General features: G+C 57.1%; 17 protein-coding genes and 2 tRNA genes. 16 read left to right on the forward strand and 3 right to left on the reverse strand.

Annotation, left to right across the window (positions count from 1 at the left end):
* Nucleotides 1-160: 160 nt before the first annotated feature.
* The 6 genes from ACCC84_RS17700 (at nt 161) to yjfF (ending at nt 5,158) form a co-directional block, all read left to right on the forward strand.
* Nucleotides 161-237, forward strand: a tRNA-Asp gene (locus ACCC84_RS17700).
* A gap of 52 nt (nt 238-289) precedes the next feature.
* Nucleotides 290-365 (forward strand) — tRNA-Trp (locus tag ACCC84_RS17705).
* A gap of 303 nt (nt 366-668) precedes the next feature.
* Nucleotides 669-1,625 (forward strand): galactofuranose ABC transporter, galactofuranose-binding protein YtfQ, encoded by a 957-nt coding sequence (gene ytfQ / locus ACCC84_RS17710; RefSeq protein WP_004956473.1) that lies wholly within the window; start codon nt 669-671, stop codon nt 1,623-1,625.
* Nucleotides 1,626-1,641: 16 nt separating this feature from the next.
* Nucleotides 1,642-3,150, forward strand: a complete 1,509-nt coding sequence (gene ytfR / locus ACCC84_RS17715; protein ID WP_004956472.1) for a galactofuranose ABC transporter, ATP-binding protein YtfR — start codon at nt 1,642-1,644, stop codon at nt 3,148-3,150.
* Nucleotides 3,147-4,169, forward strand: a complete 1,023-nt coding sequence (gene ytfT / locus ACCC84_RS17720; RefSeq protein ID WP_004956471.1) for a galactofuranose ABC transporter, ATP-binding protein YtfT — start codon at nt 3,147-3,149, stop codon at nt 4,167-4,169. The genes ytfR and ytfT overlap by 4 nt, the downstream gene beginning before the upstream one ends.
* Nucleotides 4,166-5,158, forward strand: a complete 993-nt coding sequence (gene yjfF / locus ACCC84_RS17725) for a galactofuranose ABC transporter, permease protein YjfF (RefSeq protein ID WP_004956470.1) — start codon at nt 4,166-4,168, stop codon at nt 5,156-5,158. The genes ytfT and yjfF overlap by 4 nt, the downstream gene beginning before the upstream one ends.
* A 4-nt stretch (nt 5,159-5,162) precedes the next feature.
* Here the strand turns inward: yjfF and hdfR are convergent, their stop codons facing one another.
* Nucleotides 5,163-5,990 carry an HTH-type transcriptional regulator HdfR gene (gene hdfR / locus ACCC84_RS17730; RefSeq protein ID WP_039991396.1) on the reverse strand — a complete coding sequence of 276 codons (828 nt, stop codon included), beginning with the start codon at nt 5,988-5,990 and terminating at the stop codon, nt 5,163-5,165.
* Between the two features lie 119 nt (nt 5,991-6,109).
* On the opposite strand from hdfR, the gene ACCC84_RS17735 reads away from it, so the two are divergent.
* On the forward strand, nt 6,110-6,448 hold the full coding sequence (locus ACCC84_RS17735) for a MaoP family protein (protein ID WP_039991394.1): 339 nt from the start codon (nt 6,110-6,112) through the stop codon (nt 6,446-6,448).
* 26 nt (nt 6,449-6,474) lie between these two features.
* Here ACCC84_RS17735 and ACCC84_RS17740 read toward each other — a convergent pair whose 3' ends face one another.
* Nucleotides 6,475-7,995, reverse strand: coding sequence for a YifB family Mg chelatase-like AAA ATPase (locus ACCC84_RS17740; protein ID WP_039991393.1), 1,521 nt, complete (start codon nt 7,993-7,995; stop codon nt 6,475-6,477).
* Nucleotides 7,996-8,336: 341 nt separating this feature from the next.
* On the opposite strand from ACCC84_RS17740, the gene ACCC84_RS17745 reads away from it, so the two are divergent.
* The 8 genes from ACCC84_RS17745 (at nt 8,337) to ACCC84_RS17780 (ending at nt 17,169) form a co-directional block, all read left to right on the forward strand.
* On the forward strand, nt 8,337-9,569 hold the full coding sequence (locus ACCC84_RS17745; protein ID WP_004956466.1) for an MFS transporter: 1,233 nt from the start codon (nt 8,337-8,339) through the stop codon (nt 9,567-9,569).
* Nucleotides 9,570-9,702: 133 nt separating this feature from the next.
* The gene (gene ilvL / locus ACCC84_RS17750; protein WP_015962288.1) at nt 9,703-9,801 is read left to right on the forward strand and encodes an ilv operon leader peptide; all 99 of its coding nucleotides are present in this window, start codon (nt 9,703-9,705) and stop codon (nt 9,799-9,801) included.
* Between the two features lie 142 nt (nt 9,802-9,943).
* Nucleotides 9,944-11,590, forward strand: coding sequence for an acetolactate synthase 2 catalytic subunit (ilvG, locus tag ACCC84_RS17755; protein WP_371902139.1), 1,647 nt, complete (start codon nt 9,944-9,946; stop codon nt 11,588-11,590).
* Nucleotides 11,587-11,844, forward strand: a complete 258-nt coding sequence (ilvM, locus tag ACCC84_RS17760) for an acetolactate synthase 2 small subunit (protein WP_004956463.1) — start codon at nt 11,587-11,589, stop codon at nt 11,842-11,844. Before ilvG ends, ilvM begins: the two co-directional genes overlap by 4 nt.
* Before the next feature lie 20 nt (nt 11,845-11,864).
* Nucleotides 11,865-12,791 (forward strand): branched-chain-amino-acid transaminase, encoded by a 927-nt coding sequence (gene ilvE, locus ACCC84_RS17765; RefSeq protein ID WP_004956462.1) that lies wholly within the window; start codon nt 11,865-11,867, stop codon nt 12,789-12,791.
* A gap of 85 nt (nt 12,792-12,876) precedes the next feature.
* Nucleotides 12,877-14,727, forward strand: coding sequence for a dihydroxy-acid dehydratase (gene ilvD, locus ACCC84_RS17770; protein WP_039991390.1), 1,851 nt, complete (start codon nt 12,877-12,879; stop codon nt 14,725-14,727).
* Between the two features lie 5 nt (nt 14,728-14,732).
* Nucleotides 14,733-16,277: a threonine ammonia-lyase, biosynthetic gene (ilvA, locus tag ACCC84_RS17775; RefSeq protein WP_004956460.1), complete on the forward strand. Its 1,545-nt coding sequence runs from the start codon at nt 14,733-14,735 to the stop codon at nt 16,275-16,277.
* A 190-nt stretch (nt 16,278-16,467) separates the two neighbouring features.
* Nucleotides 16,468-17,169, forward strand: coding sequence for a DUF2461 domain-containing protein (locus tag ACCC84_RS17780; RefSeq protein WP_371902140.1), 702 nt, complete (start codon nt 16,468-16,470; stop codon nt 17,167-17,169).
* Nucleotides 17,170-17,229: 60 nt separating this feature from the next.
* On the opposite strand, the gene ilvY is transcribed toward ACCC84_RS17780, so the two are convergent.
* Complete coding sequence (ilvY, locus tag ACCC84_RS17785) at nt 17,230-18,111, reverse strand: HTH-type transcriptional activator IlvY (protein ID WP_004956458.1); 882 nt, start codon at nt 18,109-18,111, stop codon at nt 17,230-17,232.
* A gap of 169 nt (nt 18,112-18,280) precedes the next feature.
* Between ilvY and ilvC the strand changes: the two genes are divergently transcribed.
* Complete coding sequence (ilvC, locus tag ACCC84_RS17790; protein WP_004956456.1) at nt 18,281-19,756, forward strand: ketol-acid reductoisomerase; 1,476 nt, start codon at nt 18,281-18,283, stop codon at nt 19,754-19,756.
* The last annotated feature ends 127 nt before the right edge of the window (nt 19,757-19,883 follow it).

The following is a 19,883-nucleotide window of genomic DNA, read 5'->3' on the forward strand; positions in this document are numbered from 1 at the left end:
TCAGAAGTGAAACGCCGTAGCGCCGATGGTAGTGTGGGGTCTCCCCATGCGAGAGTAGGACACTGCCAGGCATCAAACACACGTTATCAGAGTGACACCTGATAATGGCAAAACCCAGAAGGTTTGCCGGCTTCGCAAGAAGCAACGTAACAGAACCGGTGGAGCGGTAGTTCAGTTGGTTAGAATACCTGCCTGTCACGCAGGGGGTCGCGGGTTCGAGCCCCGTCCGTTCCGCCACTTATTTACATTATGCCTGCTTACCCAGCAGGCGTAATGGTAAGCGTGATATAGGGGCGTAGCTCAGTTGGTAGAGCACCGGTCTCCAAAACCGGGTGTCGCGAGTTCGAGTCTCTCCGCCCCTGCCATATTAAGAACCCTTTGCGAAAGCAAAGGGTTTTTTTTGCTTTCTGCTTCCCTGCCATCTTGCCCACCGCATTGAAAGCTTGCCTGATCCTCCTTTCGGAAACGTTCCCAATTTAGACTTTTTTAGCTGAATTCATGTACAAATTGATTGTTCTCCTGCGTTGTGACGGCGCTCATTATTCCTGCGTCAATTTGGTCTAAACCTAATGGGCGCCTGCATTATTTAGCGCTCAACATCACCAGTGTGAAAACAACAACATCATCTCTGCCCGTGTAGTCATCGTGAGCGGAGCCAGGAGAACAACATGCACAAGCGTTTATTGTTAGCGGTCGCCGTGAGCGGCATCTTGATGGGAACCGTTCAGGCAGCCCCTCTTGTGGTGGGCTTTTCCCAGATCGGTTCAGAATCCGGCTGGCGCTCGGCAGAAACTAAAGTTTCTAAACAGGAAGCGGAAAAACGCGGGATTACGCTGAAGATTGCCGACGCACAGCAAAAACAGGAAAACCAGATCAAGGCAGTGAGATCGTTTATCGCTCAGGGCGTTGACGCCATTTTCATTGCGCCAGTGGTCGCCACCGGCTGGACTCCGGTATTGCAGGAAGCCAAGGAAGCCAAAATCCCGGTATTTCTGCTGGATCGGATGATTGAAGTGAGCGACCCATCGCTGTATACCGCGGCGGTTGCCTCTGACAGCGTACATGAAGGCAAAGTGGCAGGTGATTGGTTAGTGAAAGAAGTGGCCGGCAACCCCTGCAACGTGGTGGAACTACAAGGCACGGTTGGTTCCAGCGTGGCAATTAACCGTAAAAAAGGTTTTGCCGACGGGGTCGCCGCGGCCAGCAACGTGAAGATTGTCCGTTCGCAATCCGGTGACTTTACCCGCTCGAAGGGCAAAGAAGTGATGGAAAGCTTTATCAAGGCGGAACAGAACGGCAAGAACATTTGCGCGGTTTATGCGCATAACGACGATATGGCCATTGGCGCCATCCAGGCGATCAAAGAAGCCGGCTTGAAGCCGGGTTCACAAATCAAGGTTGTTTCCATCGACGGGGTGCCGGATATCTTCAAAGCGATGATGAACGGTGAAGCCAATGCGACGGTAGAGTTGACGCCAAACATGGCTGGCCCGGCATTTGACGCACTGCTGGCGATGAAAAAAGACGGCACTCAACCGCCTAAATTCATCCAGACCGAATCGAAGCTGCTGCAGCCGGATACTGCCAAGCAGGAATTCGACATGAAAAAGAGCATGGGTTACTAACCAGCGGCGGGCGTGAATGATGGCCAACGATCTGTTAGCGATTAAAGGACTTTCCGTCGAATTCCCGGGGGTAAAAGCCCTGGATCAGGTGGATCTGACCGTGCGCAGTGGTGAAGTGATGGCATTGCTCGGTGAGAATGGCGCCGGCAAGTCAACGTTAATCAAGGCATTGACCGGCGTTTATTCACGTTCTGCCGGCGACATCTGGCTGGATGGAACGATGATTGCGCCGCAGAGTACCGCGCAGGCGCAATCATTAGGTATCGGTACGGTATATCAGGAAGTAAACCTGTTGCCGAACCTGTCGGTGGCCGCCAATTTGTTTCTTGGCCGCGAGCCGACGCGTTTCGGGCTGGTTGATCAACGCCGGCTGCAACAGCAGGCGGTTCAACTACTGCAAGGCTATGGTTTGCCGCTGGACGTCAGCCAGCCGCTGGGGAACTACTCGATCGCCATTCAGCAGATCGTTGCGATCGCTCGGGCGGTCGATCTTTCGGCCAAGGTGTTGATCCTCGATGAACCGACCGCCAGCCTGGACGCGAAGGAAGTCACCATGCTGTTGGCCATTCTGAGCCAGCTTAAAGCCCAGGGATTGGGCATGATCTTCGTTACCCACTTCCTCGATCAGGTATATCGCATTAGCGATCGCATTACCGTGCTGCGCAATGGCAAGCTGGTCGGCACCAAAGCCGTCGCCGATCTGCCGCGTATCGAACTGGTGCAAATGATGCTGGGCCACAGTTTCGATGAAGGGCTGTTGAAGCGAGGCGAACACGAGGCGGTAACTGCGGCACCGTTGGTCGAGTTCAGCGGTTATGGGCGGCGCGGTCTGGTGGAGCCGTTTGATCTGTCGATACGCCCGGGCGAAATCGTCGGTCTGGCGGGATTACTGGGATCGGGGCGTACCGAAACCGCACAGCTGATTTTCGGCATCAAGGCGCAGGACAGCGGTACGGCAAAGGTTGCAGGTAGCGCCGCCGCTATTCGCTCACCGCGTAAAGCCGCCAGCCTCGGTTTTGGCTATTGCCCGGAGGATCGCAAGACCGATGGCATCGTGGGAGCCGCGACGGTACGCGAAAATATTATTCTGGCCTTACAGGCGCAGCGTGGCTGGCTGCGCCCGATCCCATTGCGCGAGCAAACCCGTATTGCCGAAAGCTTTATTCAACTGTTGGGCATTCGTACCCCAGGGCCGGAACAGCAAATCCAATATCTTTCCGGTGGCAATCAGCAGAAGGTGTTGCTGTCCCGCTGGCTGGCGACCAATCCGCGTTTTTTGATTCTGGATGAGCCGACCCGCGGCATCGATGTGGGAGCGCATGCGGAAATCATTCGCTTGATCGAACGGTTGTGTAGCGAAGGTCTGGCGCTGCTGGTGATCTCTTCTGAACTGGAAGAGCTGGCAGGCTATGCCGATCGGATCGTCGTCCTGCGCGACAGACGGCATGTCGCCCAGTTGGATCATGAGGCGATCAGCGTGCCGGCCATTATGCAGGCGATCGCCGTGCAGCAGGAGACGATATGAACCAAAGGAGCTTCTTCATGACCGGTGAGCCTCGTAAAGTCAGATGGGTATTACCGGCCGGCGCAACGCAGGTCGGCGCCCTGTTGGCCATCCTGTTGATCGACAGCCTGGTCGCCCCGCATTTTTTCTCTATTCATATCCAGGACGGGCGGCTGTTCGGCAGCCTGATAGATATTTTTAATCGTGGTGCGCCGGTTGCCCTGCTGGCATTGGGCATGACGCTGGTGATCGCCACCGGTGGCATCGATTTGTCGGTCGGGGCGGTGATGGCGATTGCCGGTGCGACGGCGGCAACGCTGACCAGCGCAGGGTATCCGTTGGGTTACGTCCTGGCGGCGGCGTTGGCCGCAGGTGCGCTGTGCGGACTATGGAACGGCTTTCTGGTGGCGGTACTGAAGATCCAGCCGATTGTGGCGACGCTGATGCTGATGGTCGCGGGACGCGGTATCGCCCAGTTGATCACCGAAGGTCAGATTGTCACCTTTGAACGTGCCGGGCTGGCACAGTTGGGCAGCGGCTCGCTGATGTACTTGCCGATGCCGATTATCATTGCCGCGCTGATGCTGTTATTGATTTGGCTGCTGACGCGTAAAACCGCGCTTGGTCTGTTTATCGAATCGGTGGGTATCAACCTGCGCTCGGCACATCATGCCGGTGTCAGCACCCAATGGGTGGTGATGGCGGTATATGTGATTTGCGGGCTGTGCGCTGCGGTGGCCGGGGTGATCGTGACGGCGGACATTCGCGGTGCCGATGCCAACAACGCCGGCCTGTGGCTGGAGCTGGACGCGATACTGGCGGTGGTGATAGGCGGCGGCTCGCTGCTTGGCGGTCGTTTCAACCTGGTGTTGTCAGTCATCGGTGCGTTAATTATCCAGGGCATGAACACCGGTATTCTGTTATCTGGTTATCGGCCGGAATTTAACCTGGTGCTGAAAGCGTTGGTGGTGTTGGCGGTGCTGATGGTGCAATCACCCAGCCTGTCGTGGCGCCGCCTGCTGCGGAGACCCAAGACATGATGAAGCGCAATTTGCCGTTATTGATCACCATTGCGGTATTTCTGCTGGGCTACGGCTTTTGTCTGAGCCAGTTCCCCGGCTTTGCTTCGACGCGCGTGTGGTGCGATTTACTGACCGACAACGCTTTCCTCGGCATTGTCGCGGTGGGCATGACGTTTGTTATCCTGTCCGGCGGTATCGATCTGTCGGTCGGTTCGGTCATTGCCTTTACTGGCGTACTGCTTGCCAAGCTGATTGGCAGCTATGGTATCGATCCGCTGTATGCGTTTGCCATTGCTTTATTGCTGGGGGCATCGTTTGGCGCGCTGATGGGGTGGATCATTGATGCGCTGAAATTACCGGCGTTTATCATCACGCTGGCTGGCATGTTTTTTGTGCGTGGCATGAGCTTTATTGTCTCCGAGGAATCGATCCCCATCGATCATCCGCTGTATGCCACGCTGGCCAACTATGCCTGGAAGTTACCGGGCGGTGGGCGTTTTACCCTGCTGGCGCTGGTGATGCTGCTGGTAGTGGCCGTGGGGATGGTGCTGGCGCATCGTAGCCGTTTCGGTCATAACGTGTATGCGATTGGCGGCAACCGGGTATCCGCGGGGCTGATGGGCGTGCCGGTGCAACGCACGACGGTGCTGATTTATATGCTGTCCGGCACCTTGGCAGCGCTGTCGGGGATTGTCTTTTCGCTGTATACCTCGGCCGGTTATGCGTTGGCAGCCAGCGGCGTAGAGCTGGACGCCATTGCCGCGGTGGTGATTGGTGGTACGTTGCTGACCGGCGGCGTCGGCACCATTCTTGGTACGCTGTTCGGCGTACTGATACAAGGATTGATCCAGAGTTATATTACCTTCGACGGCACGCTCAGCTCATGGTGGACCAAAATCGTCATCGGCATCCTGTTGTTCTGCTTTATTGGCCTTCAGAAGGCATTGAGCGCGTTTTGGCTCTCAAGGCGCTCAAGACCCCGTCATCCAACGCTGAAGCCGTCATAGCGCGTTATGCTGCGGTATTTAAAGGTATTTTCAGCAGCTGGCGAATAAGCGGCTGCTGATCGCTGTTTTGCAACCAGACGGCATACAGCGGGCGGACGATGGTGGGCACGTCGGGAGTCGCCTCCAGATGCGGATAGGTCTTATCCCATTGGCTTGGTAAAAAGGCGCAGCCGCCGGTGGTTTCCAACAGCTGCCGCGTCAGGTGTGCCGACGTGGTGGTCAGCACCGGCATGGTATCGCTGTCCAGCATGCGATTTTCCTGTTGATGGAAATCCGCGCCCCATTCTAGCTTGATGTAGGGCATCGGTGCTTGCCGATTGCGCTGCGAAGACGCGAACAGTCGCAGTGAGAAGTTACCCAGCAGCTGGCTTGCCAGTTCATCCATTTTTGGCGGCTCGGTGGTAATCAGCAAGTCGAGCTGCCGTTCATGTAGCTGTTTTACCAGCGAATGTCGCAACGCCACTCTGGCTTCCAACTGTAACGCTTCGCGCTGTTGATAAAGCGATTGCAGCCACGGCGTCAGATAGGCCTCCCACAATGAGGCGGTGGCGCCGATCGACAGTTCGCTGTGTTGTAGCGATCGCACCACTTCTTTTTTTGCCAGTTGCCAGGTACTCATCAGGCTTTCTGCATACGGCAGCAGACGTTCTCCGGCCGGCGTCAGACGAATATTATTGCGATGACGGGTGAACAAATTTGCACCCAATTGATTTTCCAACTGACGGATACGGAAACTGACCGCCGACTGCGTCAGGTACAAGGATTCTGCGGCCCGGCCAAAGTGACGCGTTCTACTGACCTCCAAAAAGGTTTTCAGTAATTCGGTATCCACAGCTATCTCCAAAAATTTTTGTCGTTAAGATTTAAATGTTTTGTTTTACACAATGTCAAGCCTATCTAATACTCCGCGCCATAAACAGCACGGCCATGAGAGAATTAGGAGCGTGTCAGATGGCGGATAGCTTCACCACGACCAATCGTTTTTTTGATAATAAACACTATCCCCGCGGGTTCTCCCGTCACGGCGATTTCACCATTAAAGAAGCGCAATTGCTAGAGCGCTTTGGATATGCGTTCAATGAGCTGGACGCCGGAAAACGTCAGCCAGCCACTGAAGAAGAACAGCTGTTCGTCGCAGTGTGCCGCGGTGAACGCGAGCCGGTAACCGAGCAGGAAAAAGTATGGTCTAAATATCTGGCGCGCACTCGCCGCCCGAAAAAATTCCATACCCTGTCTGGCGGCAAACCGCAGGCGGATGCGGTGGAAGATTATACCGACAGCGACGATTAGACATCATGGGGCTTCGGCCCCATTTTTTATTCCAGGCTGCGGTGTAATTGCATCAGCAGGCGATCCATACAGCGATAGCCCAATGCTTCGCTGACATGGCGGCGAGTGACGATGTCGTCATCCATCAGGTCGGCCAGCGTACGCGCCACTTTTAAAATGCGGTGCCAGGCACGTACCGACAATCCCAATGCGATCAACGTCGCTTCAAGGTAGCTGGCGTCCTCGGGCCGCAGGCGACAGTCCCGATCCACTTCACGGTTATTCAGCAACGCATTGATTTTACCCGCTCGACGTAATTGACGTTCACGCGCCAGCAGCACCCGCGCCCGCACCTGATGGCTGCTTTCACTGGCGCTGCGTTGCTGGCTGAGCATGCCGGGCGGCAACAGCGGCACTTCTATCGACAAATCGAAACGGTCGAGAAACGGCCCGGACAGCCGGCCCAGATAGCGCAATATCTGCTGGGGTGGCGTGCGGTTGTGTACCCCTTGATAATGTCCGGTAGGGCTTGGGTTCATGGCGGCAATTAACTGCACGCGAGCAGGAAAACGCACTTTGGCGCTGGCGCGGGAAATCACGATTTCGCCTGATTCGAGCGGTTCGCGCAGTGCATCCAGCACCCGTCGCTCAAATTCGGGCAGTTCATCCAGAAACAGCACGCCGTTGTGCGCCATGGATATCTCGCCCGGGCGCGGTAGCGAACCACCGCCGACCAGTGCCGCCATTGACGCGCTGTGGTGTGGCGCACGAAACGGCCGCTGCCGCCACGGCAGTGAGCAGGCAGGGTGATGCAGCAGACTGGTAACGGCGATGCTTTCCAGCGCCTCGCAATCGGTCAACGGTGGCAGTAAGCTGGTCAATCGGCTGGCCAGCATGGTTTTGCCGGTGCCCGGTGGCCCGAGCAACAGCAGGTTATGGCCGCCGGCAGCGGCGATCTCCAGTGCACGCTTGGCTTGCTGCTGGCCGATGATATCGCTGAGATCGCCGTGCGTGGTGACGGGAGCAGCCGGTGGAGCGATAGCCGGCGGCAGATTGCCCTGGCCTTGTAAAAACGCGCAGGCCTCCAGCAGGTGGCCGGCTACCCGAGCCCTGCCGCCGGGAATCAACCCCACTTCACCGCTGTTTTCGCTGGCAAGGATCAGGCTTCGCCCGGCCTGTTCTGCCGCCAGCGCCGCCGGAATGGCGCCGTGGACCGCCCGTAGTGCACCGGACAGCGCCAGTTCGCCGAGGAATTCATATTCAGCCAGCCGATCGACAGGCAGCTGTTCGGAGGCGGCGAGGATCGCTAGCGCAATGGGTAAATCGTAGCGTCCGCCTTCTTTGGGTAAATCCGCCGGTGCCAGATTGACGGTAATGCGCTTGGCCGGGAAGGTGAAGCCGTTATTGAGCAACGCGCTGCGCACCCGATCGCGCGCTTCCTTGACCGTAGTTTCAGGCAATCCTACCAACGCCAGCGCGGGCAACCCGTTGCTGATATGCACTTCCACCGTGACCGATGGGGCCTGAACGCCATAAAGGGCGCGGGTATAGACAACCGCTAGCGACATAGAGCTCTCCTTGCTGAGAGTCATAGCGTGCCAGTTAACCTTGCGGCATGCCGTGCCCTATGGCCAAGATTGCGGAGTCTTTTCCAGTAAAATTAATCAATTTCAATAAGAAGCGCGTTTTTTGCGCTTTGTCTCGCAGGCTATCGCAATACCTCTTAACACTTACCTGAGCGCTGCAACAAATTAGCATGCTAATCAAGTTGCAACCCGAGGGTTAATGGGTGTATTTAACAATTGTTTAAAATAATACTCATATTTTTAACAGCACCTGACCGCCGCGCATTCAGACGCGGCAGCCACAGAACCTCACTGACTTGGTACTCAACGGTAGGGATAACGTTATGTTTGGTTGGACCTCGCTGCAACGTAATGCAGCCATCGCCAGCTTTTCCAGCTGGACGCTCGATGCTTTTGATTTCTTCGTACTGGTTTTCCTGCTCAGTGATATCGCACAGGCGTTTCACGTCGGTATGGAAGAAGTCACGCTGGCCATTTTATTGACGCTGGCGGTGCGGCCGATTGGCGCATTGCTGTTTGGGCGCGCGGCGGAAAAGTACGGGCGCAAGCCGATTCTGATGCTCAATATCGTCTTTTTCTCGATTTTTGAGCTGCTCTCTGCCGCTGCGCCATCGCTGACGGTATTCCTGATATTGCGCGTGCTGTACGGGGTCGCGATGGGAGGGATCTGGGGCGTGGCCTCGTCGTTGGCGATGGAGAGCATTCCGGATCGCTCACGGGGCCTGATGTCGGGTATTTTCCAGGCAGGCTACCCGTTTGGCTATTTGCTGGCGGCAGTGGTTTACGGCCTGCTGTTTGACGTGGTTGGCTGGCGTGGCATGTTTGTCATCGGTGCGCTGCCGATTCTGCTGCTGCCGTTTATTTATTATTTTGTTCAGGAATCACCGGTGTGGCTGGCGGCGCGAGAACGCAAGGAAAGCACCGCGTTACTGCCGGTGCTCAAGAGCCATTGGAAGCTGTGTATTTATCTGGTGTTGCTGATGGCCGCGTTTAATTTCTTCTCGCACGGCACGCAGGATATGTACCCGGTGTTTTTGAAAGTTCAGCATGGTTTCTCTCCTGAAACCGTCAGTATCATCGCCATTAGCTACAATATCGCGTCAATTATCGGTGGGGTGCTGTTTGGCGTACTGTCGGAAAAAATCGGCCGCAAGAAGGCGATTATCATCGCTGCGCTGTTGGCGCTACCGGTGATCCCGCTGTGGGCTTTTTCCAGCGGTTCTCTGATGCTGGGGATCGGGGCGTTTCTGATGCAGTTTATGGTGCAGGGCGCCTGGGGCGTGGTGCCGACCTATCTCAATGAGCTGGTGCCGAGCAATACGCGCGCCGTGCTGCCTGGATTTGTCTATCAGTTGGGTAATTTGATTGCTTCGGTCAATGCGACCTTACAGGCCACCATCGCCGAGCGTCATGGCCATAACTACGGCATGGCGATGGCAATCATTGCCGGTACGGTGGCTATCGTGATTGCCGTGCTGGTGTTTTTTGGCAGGGACACGCGCGGCAAAGCGATCGCCGGTACGGTCGACGCGCCGAAAGTGCACGCTAACGTTTGAAAACGCAGCACTTTGCTTGAGGTATGACCAGACTGCGTCGAATAATAACGCAAAAAAAGTGTTGTCACGCCGCGCGTGACTATGGTACCTCTGTAGATATTAGTTCGACACGAGCACAGTGAACAACCCTATTATGAAAGCCTTTGCCCAAGTGATTAGCCTAGTCGTGATTAGCGTGGTGGTGATTATTATCCCACCGTGCGGGGCTGCACTTGGACGAAGAATGGCTTAGAAAACAAGCCGGAATCGCAAGAGAACCCCCGCACCGTCAGGTCCGGGGGTTTTTTATTGGCAAGAGAAAAGTGAAGTGAGGAGCAGAGAATGTACAACAGAATAAAATCCTGCAAATCCCGCAAGATGGCGGGGGAATAACCATGAATGGTGCTCAGTGGGTGGTTCAAGCGTTGCGTGCGCAGGGTGTTGATACGGTATTCGGCTATCCGGGCGGTGCCATCATGCCGGTCTACGATGCGTTGTATGACGGTGGGGTGGAACATCTGCTGTGCCGCCACGAGCAAGGCGCTGCCATGGCTGCCATCGGTTATGCGCGCGCCACCGGTAAAACCGGCGTATGTATCGCCACCTCAGGCCCGGGAGCCACCAATCTGATCACCGGTCTGGCCGATGCCCTGCTGGACTCGGTACCGATTGTCGCCATCACCGGCCAGGTAGGCTCGCAGCTGATCGGCACCGATGCTTTCCAGGAGATCGACGTGCTGGGCCTGTCGTTGGCCTGCACCAAGCACAGTTTCCTGGTGGAGTCGCTGGAGGCCTTGCCGGGCATCATGGCTGAGGCGTTTGCTATCGCTGCCAGCGGCCGCCCCGGGCCGGTTCTGATCGATATCCCAAAAGACATTCAATTGGCGCAAGGCGATTTACCGCCACACCTGATGCCGGTCGAAGATGCGTTTTCCCACCCGGCCGAGGCATTGGCACAGGCTGCCGCGCTGCTGGCGCAGGCGAAAAAGCCGGTGTTGTACGTCGGCGGCGGCGTTGGCATGGCGCAGGCGGTTCCGGCGCTGCGCGAGTTTATCGCCGTGACGCACATCCCGGCAGTCGCGACGCTGAAGGGCCTGGGCGCTCCTGATGCCCGGCATCCGTATTACCTCGGCATGCTGGGCATGCATGGCACCAAGGCGGCCAACCTGGCGGTGCAGGAATGCGATCTGCTGGTGGCGGTCGGCGCGCGTTTTGACGATCGCGTTACCGGCAAGCTGAATGCCTTTGCTCCGCATGCCAAGGTAATCCACATGGATATCGATCCGGCGGAAATGAACAAACTGCGTCAGGCGCACGTGGCGCTGCAGGGGGATTTGAAAACGCTGTTGCCGGCGTTGCAGCAACCGCTGCAGATTGCCGGTTGGCAACAGCGGGTCGCCGAACTGAAACAGGAGCACCGCTGGCGTTACGATCATCCCGGCCAGCCGATCTACGCGCCGCTGTTGCTCAAGCAGCTGTCCGAGTGCATGCCGGCCAGCACGGTGGTGACAACCGACGTCGGCCAGCATCAGATGTGGACCGCACAGCACATGTGCTTCGACCGCCCGGAGAACTTCATCACCTCCAGCGGCCTGGGCACCATGGGCTTTGGCGTTCCCGCGGCGGTGGGGGCTCAGGTTGCACGCCCGGACGACATGGTGATCTGCATCTCGGGGGATGGTTCTTTCATGATGAACGTGCAGGAACTGGGCACCATAAAACGCAAAGGGTTACCGCTGAAAATCGTGTTACTGGACAACCAGCGGTTGGGCATGGTTCGCCAGTGGCAGCAACTGTTCTTTGACGGGCGTTACAGTGAAACCAACCTGTCCGATAACCCTGACTTCCTGATGCTGGCCAGCGCCTTCGGCATCCCCGGCCAGCGCATTACCCGTAAAGACCAGGTCGCAGACGCACTCGACGCCTTGCTCAACAGCGAAGGGCCTTATCTGTTGCAGGTTTCCATTGATGAACTCGAAAATGTCTGGCCGTTGGTACCGCCGGGCGCAGGCAACGAAACCATGTTGGAGAAAGTATCATGATGCAGCATCAACTCTCGATCCAGGCCCGCTTTCGCCCAGAAATGTTAGAGCGCGTATTGCGCGTCGTGCGTCATCGCGGCTTTCAGGTTTGTGCTATGAATATGGCTGCGGGCCTGAATAGCGACAATATCAACATTGAATTGACCGTTGCCAGCCAGCGTCCGGTGGACTTACTGTCATCACAATTAAGCAAACTGATGGATGTCTCCCGAGTCGATATCCAGCAGCAAACATCACAACAAATACGCGCCTAAAGCGAAAGAAGGAAAGAACAATGACGAGCAAAGCCGATTATATTTGGTTCAATGGTGAGATGGTTCCTTGGGCTGACGCCAAAGTGCACGTGATGTCACACGCGCTGCATTATGGCACTTCGGTGTTTGAAGGGGTGCGTTGCTACGATTCGCACAAAGGCCCGGTGGTGTTCCGCCACCGTGAACACATGCAGCGTTTGCATGATTCGGCAAAAATTTACCGCATGCCGGTGTCGCAAAGCGTAGATGAACTGATGGAAGCCTGCCGCGCCACGCTGCGCAAAAATAATCTGGTTAGCGCCTATATTCGTCCGCTGGTGTTTGTCGGCGACGTGGGTATGGGGGTGAATCCGCCGGCCGGCTACAAGACAGACGTGATTATCGCGGCGTTTCCTTGGGGCGCATATCTGGGTGAAGAAGCGCTGGATCAAGGCATCGATGCGATGGTTTCTTCTTGGCAACGTGTCGCACCAAACACCATTCCAACCGCCGCCAAAGCCGGCGGCAACTATCTGTCCTCGCTGCTGGTGGGTAGCGAAGCGCGCCGCCACGGTTATCAGGAAGGCATTGCGCTGGACGTGCACGGCTATATCTCCGAAGGTGCGGGTGAAAACCTGTTTGAAGTCAAAGACGGCGTGCTGTTCACCCCGCCGTTCACCTCATCGGCCCTGCCGGGCATCACCCGTGACGCCATCATCAAGCTGGCGAAGGACATGGGCTTTGAAGTGCGTGAGCAGGTGCTGTCACGCGAGTCGCTGTACCTGGCCGACGAAGTGTTCATGTCCGGTACCGCAGCGGAAATCACGCCGGTTCGCAGCGTTGACGGCATTCAGGTCGGTATTGGCAAGTGCGGCCCAGTCACCAAACAGATCCAGCAGGCATTCTTTGGCCTGTTTACCGGTAAAACCGAAGATAAATACGGCTGGTTAGACCCAATCAACGCATAAGCCATAACGATAGACAGACAGACATCATGTCCGCGCGGTTCGTTCGCCGCTCGGACAAAACAGCCTATATTGGAGTGAAAAGAGCATGCCTAAGTTACGTTCAGCCACCACCACCCACGGCCGCAATATGGCGGGCGCCCGCGCATTATGGCGCGCGACCGGCATGACCGACGCCGATTTCGGCAAGCCGATCATTGCGGTGGTCAACTCCTTCACCCAGTTCGTGCCAGGCCACGTGCATTTGCGCGATCTGGGCAAGCTGGTTGCCGAACAGATCGAAGCGTCCGGCGGCGTGGCGAAAGAGTTCAACACCATTGCGGTGGATGACGGCATTGCCATGGGCCACGGCGGCATGCTTTATTCGCTGCCTTCGCGCGAACTGATTGCCGATTCGGTGGAATACATGGTCAATGCGCACTGCGCGGATGCGATGGTGTGCATTTCCAACTGCGACAAAATCACCCCGGGGATGCTGATGGCGTCGCTGCGCCTGAATATTCCGGTGATTTTCGTGTCCGGCGGCCCGATGGAAGCCGGTAAAACCAAGCTGTCAGACAAGATCATCAAGCTGGATCTGATCGATGCGATGATTCAGGGGGCCAACCCGAATGTCAGCGATGCCGACAGTGAGCAGATTGAACGTTCTGCCTGTCCAACCTGTGGTTCCTGTTCCGGCATGTTCACCGCCAACTCGATGAACTGTCTGACCGAGGCTCTGGGGCTGTCGCAGCCCGGTAACGGCTCGCTGCTGGCGACCCACGCCGATCGTAAAGACCTGTTCCTCAACGCCGGCAAACGCATCGTCGAACTGACCAAACGTTATTATCAGCAAGATGACGAAACCGCCCTGCCGCGTAACATCGCCAACAAGGCGGCGTTCGAAAACGCCATGACGCTGGATATTGCCATGGGCGGCTCGACCAATACCGTGCTGCACCTGCTGGCGGCGGCGCAGGAAGGCGAAATCGATTTCACCATGGCGGACATCGATCGCCTGTCTCGCAAGGTACCGCATCTGTGCAAAGTGGCACCGAGCACGCAAAAATACCATATGGAAGACGTTCACCGCGCCGGCGGGGTGATCGGCATTCTGGGCGAGCTGGATCGCGCCGAACTGCTGAACCGCGACGTCAGCAACGTGTTGGGTCTTAACCTGCCGCAAACGCTGGATGCCTATGATGTCATGCTGACCAGCGACGAAAGCGTGAAGAAAATGTACTCGGCTGGCCCGGCGGGTATCCGCACCACCCAGGCATTTTCGCAGGACTGCCGTTGGGACTCGCTGGACACCGACCGCCAGGAAGGCTGCATTCGTACCCGCGAGCACGCCTATAGCCAGGACGGCGGGTTGGCGGTGCTGTACGGCAATCTGGCCGAAGATGGCTGCATCGTGAAAACCGCTGGCGTGGATAAGGACAGCCTGACCTTCCGCGGCCCGGCCAAAGTGTATGAAAGCCAGGAAGATGCGGTGGACGCGATCCTTGGCGGCAACGTGGTGGCGGGCGACGTAGTGGTGATCCGCTATGAAGGGCCGAAGGGGGGGCCGGGGATGCAGGAAATGCTGTATCCGACCACGTATCTGAAGTCCATGGGGCTGGGCAAGTCCTGCGCGCTGATCACCGACGGGCGTTTTTCCGGCGGTACTTCCGGTCTGTCTATCGGCCATGCGTCGCCGGAAGCGGCAAGCGGCGGCATCATTGGGCTGGTGCAGGACGGCGACATGATTGATATCGACATTCCAAACCGTGGCATCGTGCTGGATGTGGCGGATCGCGAACTGGCGGCCCGCCGTGAAGCCGAACTGGCACGTGGTGATGCGGCCTGGACGCCAAAATCCCGTGAGCGCCAGGTGTCTTATGCACTGCGTGCTTACGCGACGCTGGCGACCAGCGCCGACAAGGGTGCGGTTCGCGACAAGAGCAAGCTGGGAGGCTAAGCACCATGGCGGTATCACAACCCCTACCCGACGCCCCCTGCGGCGCCGAATATTTGCGCGCGGTGCTCCGTTCACCGGTTTACGAGGTGGCGCAAGTCACCCCGTTGCAGGCGATGGATAAAATCTCCGCGCGCCTCGGTAATACCGTGCTGGTCAAGCGCGAAGATCGGCAGCCGGTGCACAGCTTCAAGCTGCGTGGAGCCTATGCGATGATCGCCGGGCTGGATGAAGAACAAAAGGCGCGCGGCGTGGTGACAGCGTCGGCCGGAAACCATGCGCAGGGCGTGGCGCTTTCCGGCAGCCGCCTTGGCATCAAGACGCTGATTGTGATGCCGGTGTCGACTGCCGATATCAAAGTGGACGCGGTGCGCGGTTTCGGCGGCGAAGTGCTATTGCATGGCGCCAATTTTGACGAAGCCAAAGCCAAGGCGATCGAACTTTCCGAGCAGCAGGGCATGACGTTTGTGCCACCGTTCGATCATCCGGCGGTGATTGCCGGTCAGGGAACGCTGGCAATGGAATTGCTCCAGCAGGACGCGCACCTGGATCGCGTGTTCGTGCCGGTCGGTGGCGGTGGGCTGGCGGCTGGCGTGGCGGTGTTGATCAAGCAGCTGATGCCGCAGATCAAGGTGATTGGCGTCGAAGCCGAAGACTCCGCCTGCCTGCGTGCGGCATTGGACGCCGGGCAGCCGGTCGATCTGCCACGCGTTGGGCTGTTTGCCGAAGGCGTGGCGGTGAAACGCATCGGCAATGAAACCTTTCGGCTGTGCCGCGAATATCTCGACGATGTCATCACCGTTGACAGCGATGCCATCTGCGCGGCAGTGAAGGATCTGTTCGAGGACGTACGCGCCATCGCCGAGCCTTCGGGCGCCCTGGCATTGGCCGGCTTGAAGAAGTATGTGCAGCAGCATGACATCCAGGGCGAACGGCTGGCCCATGTGCTGTCCGGCGCCAATCTCAACTTCCACGGTTTGCGTTACGTCTCTGAACGCTGCGAACTGGGCGAGCAGCGTGAAGCGCTGTTGGCGGTCACTATCCCTGAGCAGAAGGGCAGCTTCCTCAAGTTTTGCCAACTGCTGGGTGGCCGGGCGGTGACCGAGTTCAACTATCGCTATGCCGATGCTGATAACGCCTGCATTTTCGTTGGCGTGCGTTTGACGCGCGGCCATGCGGAACGCCAGGAAATCATCAGCGAACTGGCGGTCGGTGGCTATCAGGTGGTGGATCTGTCCGACGACGAAATGGCCAAGCTGCACGTGCGCTATATGGTGGGTGGGCGCCCCTCCAAGCCGTTGCGCGAGCGTCTGTACAGCTTCGAGTTTCCGGAGTCGCCGGGTGCGCTGCTGAAGTTTCTTCATACCCTGGGCACCCACTGGAATATCTCGCTGTTCCATTATCGCAGCCATGGCACTGATTTCGGTCGCGTGCTGGCGGGCTTTGAACTGTCGCAAACCGAACCGGAGTTTGAACAGCACCTGGCGGCGCTGGGCTACGATTGTCATGATGAAACCACTAACCCGGCATTTCGCTTCTTTTTGCAGGGCTAAGTCGGCGTGATCAGTAACCGTGACGCATAAGCCCGTTGATGGGGGTCGTTATTGTGATTTTGTCGTGCATTTCTATACTGCCAACACTGATGGCGTTTAGGGGTGCATGATGAATTACCACTTCATGCTGGAGATCATGTTACTGGCGGCGCTGGCAAATGGCGGATAACGGAAAACGGTGGGGAGAGATATGGCGCAGCGGTTCAACGGTTTTAGTCAGCAGGGGCTGAATTTCCTGCAACAGGTGCGGGTTGAAAACGACAAAGACTGGTTTGAGGCACAGCGCGATGTCTATGAACGGGAGTTGCTGACGCCGTTTCGCACGCTGGTGAACGACTTGGCTCCTGCAATGCTGATGATTGATCCGCAGTTCGAAATCCGCCCGGCGATCGGTAAAACGCTGTCGCGCATTCATCGCGATACCCGGTTTTCCCATGACAAATCACGCTATCGCAGCCGGATGTGGCTGACGTTCAAGCGGCCAAGCAAAGACTGGAAAGACGCGCCGGTATATTTCTTCGAAATTGGGCCCGATCTGCTGCGTTACGGCCTGGGCTATTACAGCGCCAACAAGCAAACCATGGATCTGTTCCGCCATACGCTACGGCGCCAACCGCAACAGTTTCTTGAGGTGGCAGCCTGCTGCCAACCGCCGTTTGAACTGGTGGGCGAGCGCTATAAACGGTTGCTGGTGAAGGATCTGGCGGCGGAAATCTCGACCTGGTATCACCGTAAGTCCTTTGCCGTGATGGTCAGCGATAATCAGGTCGAAAAACTGTTCAGCGCCAATATGGTGCCGCTGCTGATCGACGCGTTTCAACAACTCGAACCGCTCTACCAGTGGCTGATGAAGGTGGAGGCGATGAAACAGGTCGATCCGGCGGACCTATAAATGCGTTTTTGACTGGCCCGCCGTCTGGCGGGGTCAGGAGCGGCGGTAAATTTTAACCGTTTACAGCAGCCGCCAAAACGCGTCGATCAACGGATCGCTGAGGCGCTTTTTCTGCACGCAAACGCCCAGTTCGAACGGCTCGACCATCGAAATATTGTCCAGCTGCGAGATGCGGTTGCGCACTGGCTCCGGGCTGTTATCCACAACCACGCTCGGGATCAGGGCGATGCCGCAACCCAGCGCCACCATGGAAACGATGGCCTCATGGCCGCCGACGGTGGCGTATATCAGCGGGTTGCTCAGGCGCTGACGGCGGAACCACAGCTCGATGCGTTTACGCGAAGGCCCGTGCTCCGGCAGGATAAACGGAATATTGGCCCAGTCCGGCTGTTCGGCAAATACCTGGGCACGCACCGCGCACGGCAACGCCGGCGCGATCAGCACCAGAGGAATTTCGCCGATTTTGGTGAATTCCACGCTGTTGGGCAAACTTTCCGGCCGGCCAGCGATGCCAAGATCGGCCTCGTTCGACTGAATTTTGTCGACCGCATCGGCGGCATCGCCGGTGGTCAGTTTGATTTCGACCAGCGGATGCTGCGCGCGGAAGCGATCCAGAATCGGCGGCAGGTGGCTGTAAGCCGCGGTCACCGAACAGAACAGCCGCAGCTCGCCGCTTAACGAAGGGCCGTGCTGGCCGAGTGCATGTTTCAGCTGCTGGTATTGCAACAGCGTTTGCTGGGCAAAAACTTTCAGCTGTTCCCCGGCGTCGGTCAACTGCACGGTGCGGTTGTCACGCAGGAACAGCGGCTGCCCCAGTTCGTCTTCCAGCCGCTGTATCTGGCGCGAAAGCGTGGACGGGCTGACGTGCATCGCCTTGGCGGTACGACCGAAATGACGGCCTTCTGCCAGGTGCAGAAACAGCTTTAAATCACGTAAATCCATAGTTGTACGCTCGCGGTGATTACGTTGCATAAATTGCAATATGACATTGTTAATATATCAATTTGAGCAACGCAGATCCTGTTATACATTGAGTTTAACGAATCTCCGCACAGACAGGGCGGGGAATGAAAATAACATGCAAGACACAACATCTAACTGGAGTACCACCATGGCTAACTATTTCAACACCTTGAACCTGCGTCAGCAGTTGGCGCAATTGGGTAAATGCCGTTTTATGGCGCGCGACGAATTTGCTGACGAAGCCGGCTACCTGAAAGGGAAAAAAGTGGTGATCGTCGGCTGTGGTGCCCAGGGGCTGAACCAGGGCCTGAACATGCGTGATTCGGGTCTGGACGTTGCCTATGCCCTGCGTAAGGAAGCGATTGAAGAAAAACGCGCTTCCTGGCGTAAGGCGAGCGAAAACGGCTTCAAGGTTGGGACTTACGAAGAGCTGATCCCGCAGGCCGATCTGGTGGTTAACCTGACGCCGGACAAACAGCACTCTGCGGTGGTGCGCGCGGTGCAGCCGTTGATGAAAGACGGCGCGGCACTGGGCTATTCTCACGGCTTCAATATCGTTGAAGTCGGCGAGCAGGTACGTAAAGACATCACCGTGGTAATGGTGGCGCCGAAGTGCCCGGGCACCGAAGTACGTGAAGAGTACAAACGCGGCTTTGGCGTACCGACGCTGATCGCCGTTCACCCGGAAAACGATCCAAAAGGCGAAGGCATGGCCATCGCCAAGGCTTGGGCTGCGGCTACCGGTGGCCACCGTGCTGGCGTACTGGAGTCATCCTTCGTTGCCGAAGTGAAATCTGACCTGATGGGCGAGCAGACCATCCTGTGCGGCATGTTGCAGGCGGGTTCGCTGCTGTGCTTCGACAAACTGGTGGCCGAAGGTCGCGATCCGGCCTATGCCGAAAAACTGATCCAGTTCGGCTGGGAAACCATTACCGAAGCGCTGAAGCAGGGCGGTATCACCCTGATGATGGATCGTCTGTCCAACCCGGCGAAACTGCGTGCCTATGCGTTGTCCGAGCAACTGAAAGCGATCATGGCGCCGCTGTTCCAAAAACATATGGACGACATCATTTCTGGCGCATTCTCCAGCGGCATGATGGCGGACTGGGCGGAAGACGATGTGAAACTGCTGACCTGGCGTGAAGAGACCGGTAAAACCGCATTCGAAAACGCCCCGCAGTTCGAAGGCAAAATCAGCGAGCAGGAATACTTTGATAACGGCGTACTGATGGTGGCCATGGTGAAAGCCGGCGTTGAACTGGCGTTCGAAACCATGGTTGATTCCGGGATCATCGAAGAATCCGCGTACTATGAATCCCTGCACGAGCTGCCGCTGATTGCCAACACCATTGCGCGCAAGCGTCTGTATGAAATGAACGTGGTGATCTCCGATACTGCAGAGTATGGCAACTACCTGTTCTCCTACGCGGCGGTACCGTTGCTGAAAGATTTTATGAACACCCTGCAGGCAGGCGATCTGGGCCAGTCAGTGGCCGGCACCAGCGTCGACAACGCGCAACTGCGCGATGTTAACGAAGCGGTTCGCAACCATCCGATCGAATCGGTGGGCCGTAAACTGCGTGGTTACATGACCGATATGAAGCGCATCGCCGTGGCCGGCTAATTGCTAGCCAAAGCATCCGGGCGTGGTTTGACGCCCGGCTAAAAACATCTAAAGCCGGCATTTGCCGGCTTTTGTCATTTATAGCGCCAATGCGCGTCTTGTCTTCTTCCTTCCATGTGCATCATGT

This window comes from Serratia odorifera, assembly GCF_041448735.1.
GTDB lineage: Bacteria > Pseudomonadota > Gammaproteobacteria > Enterobacterales > Enterobacteriaceae > Serratia_F > Serratia_F odorifera.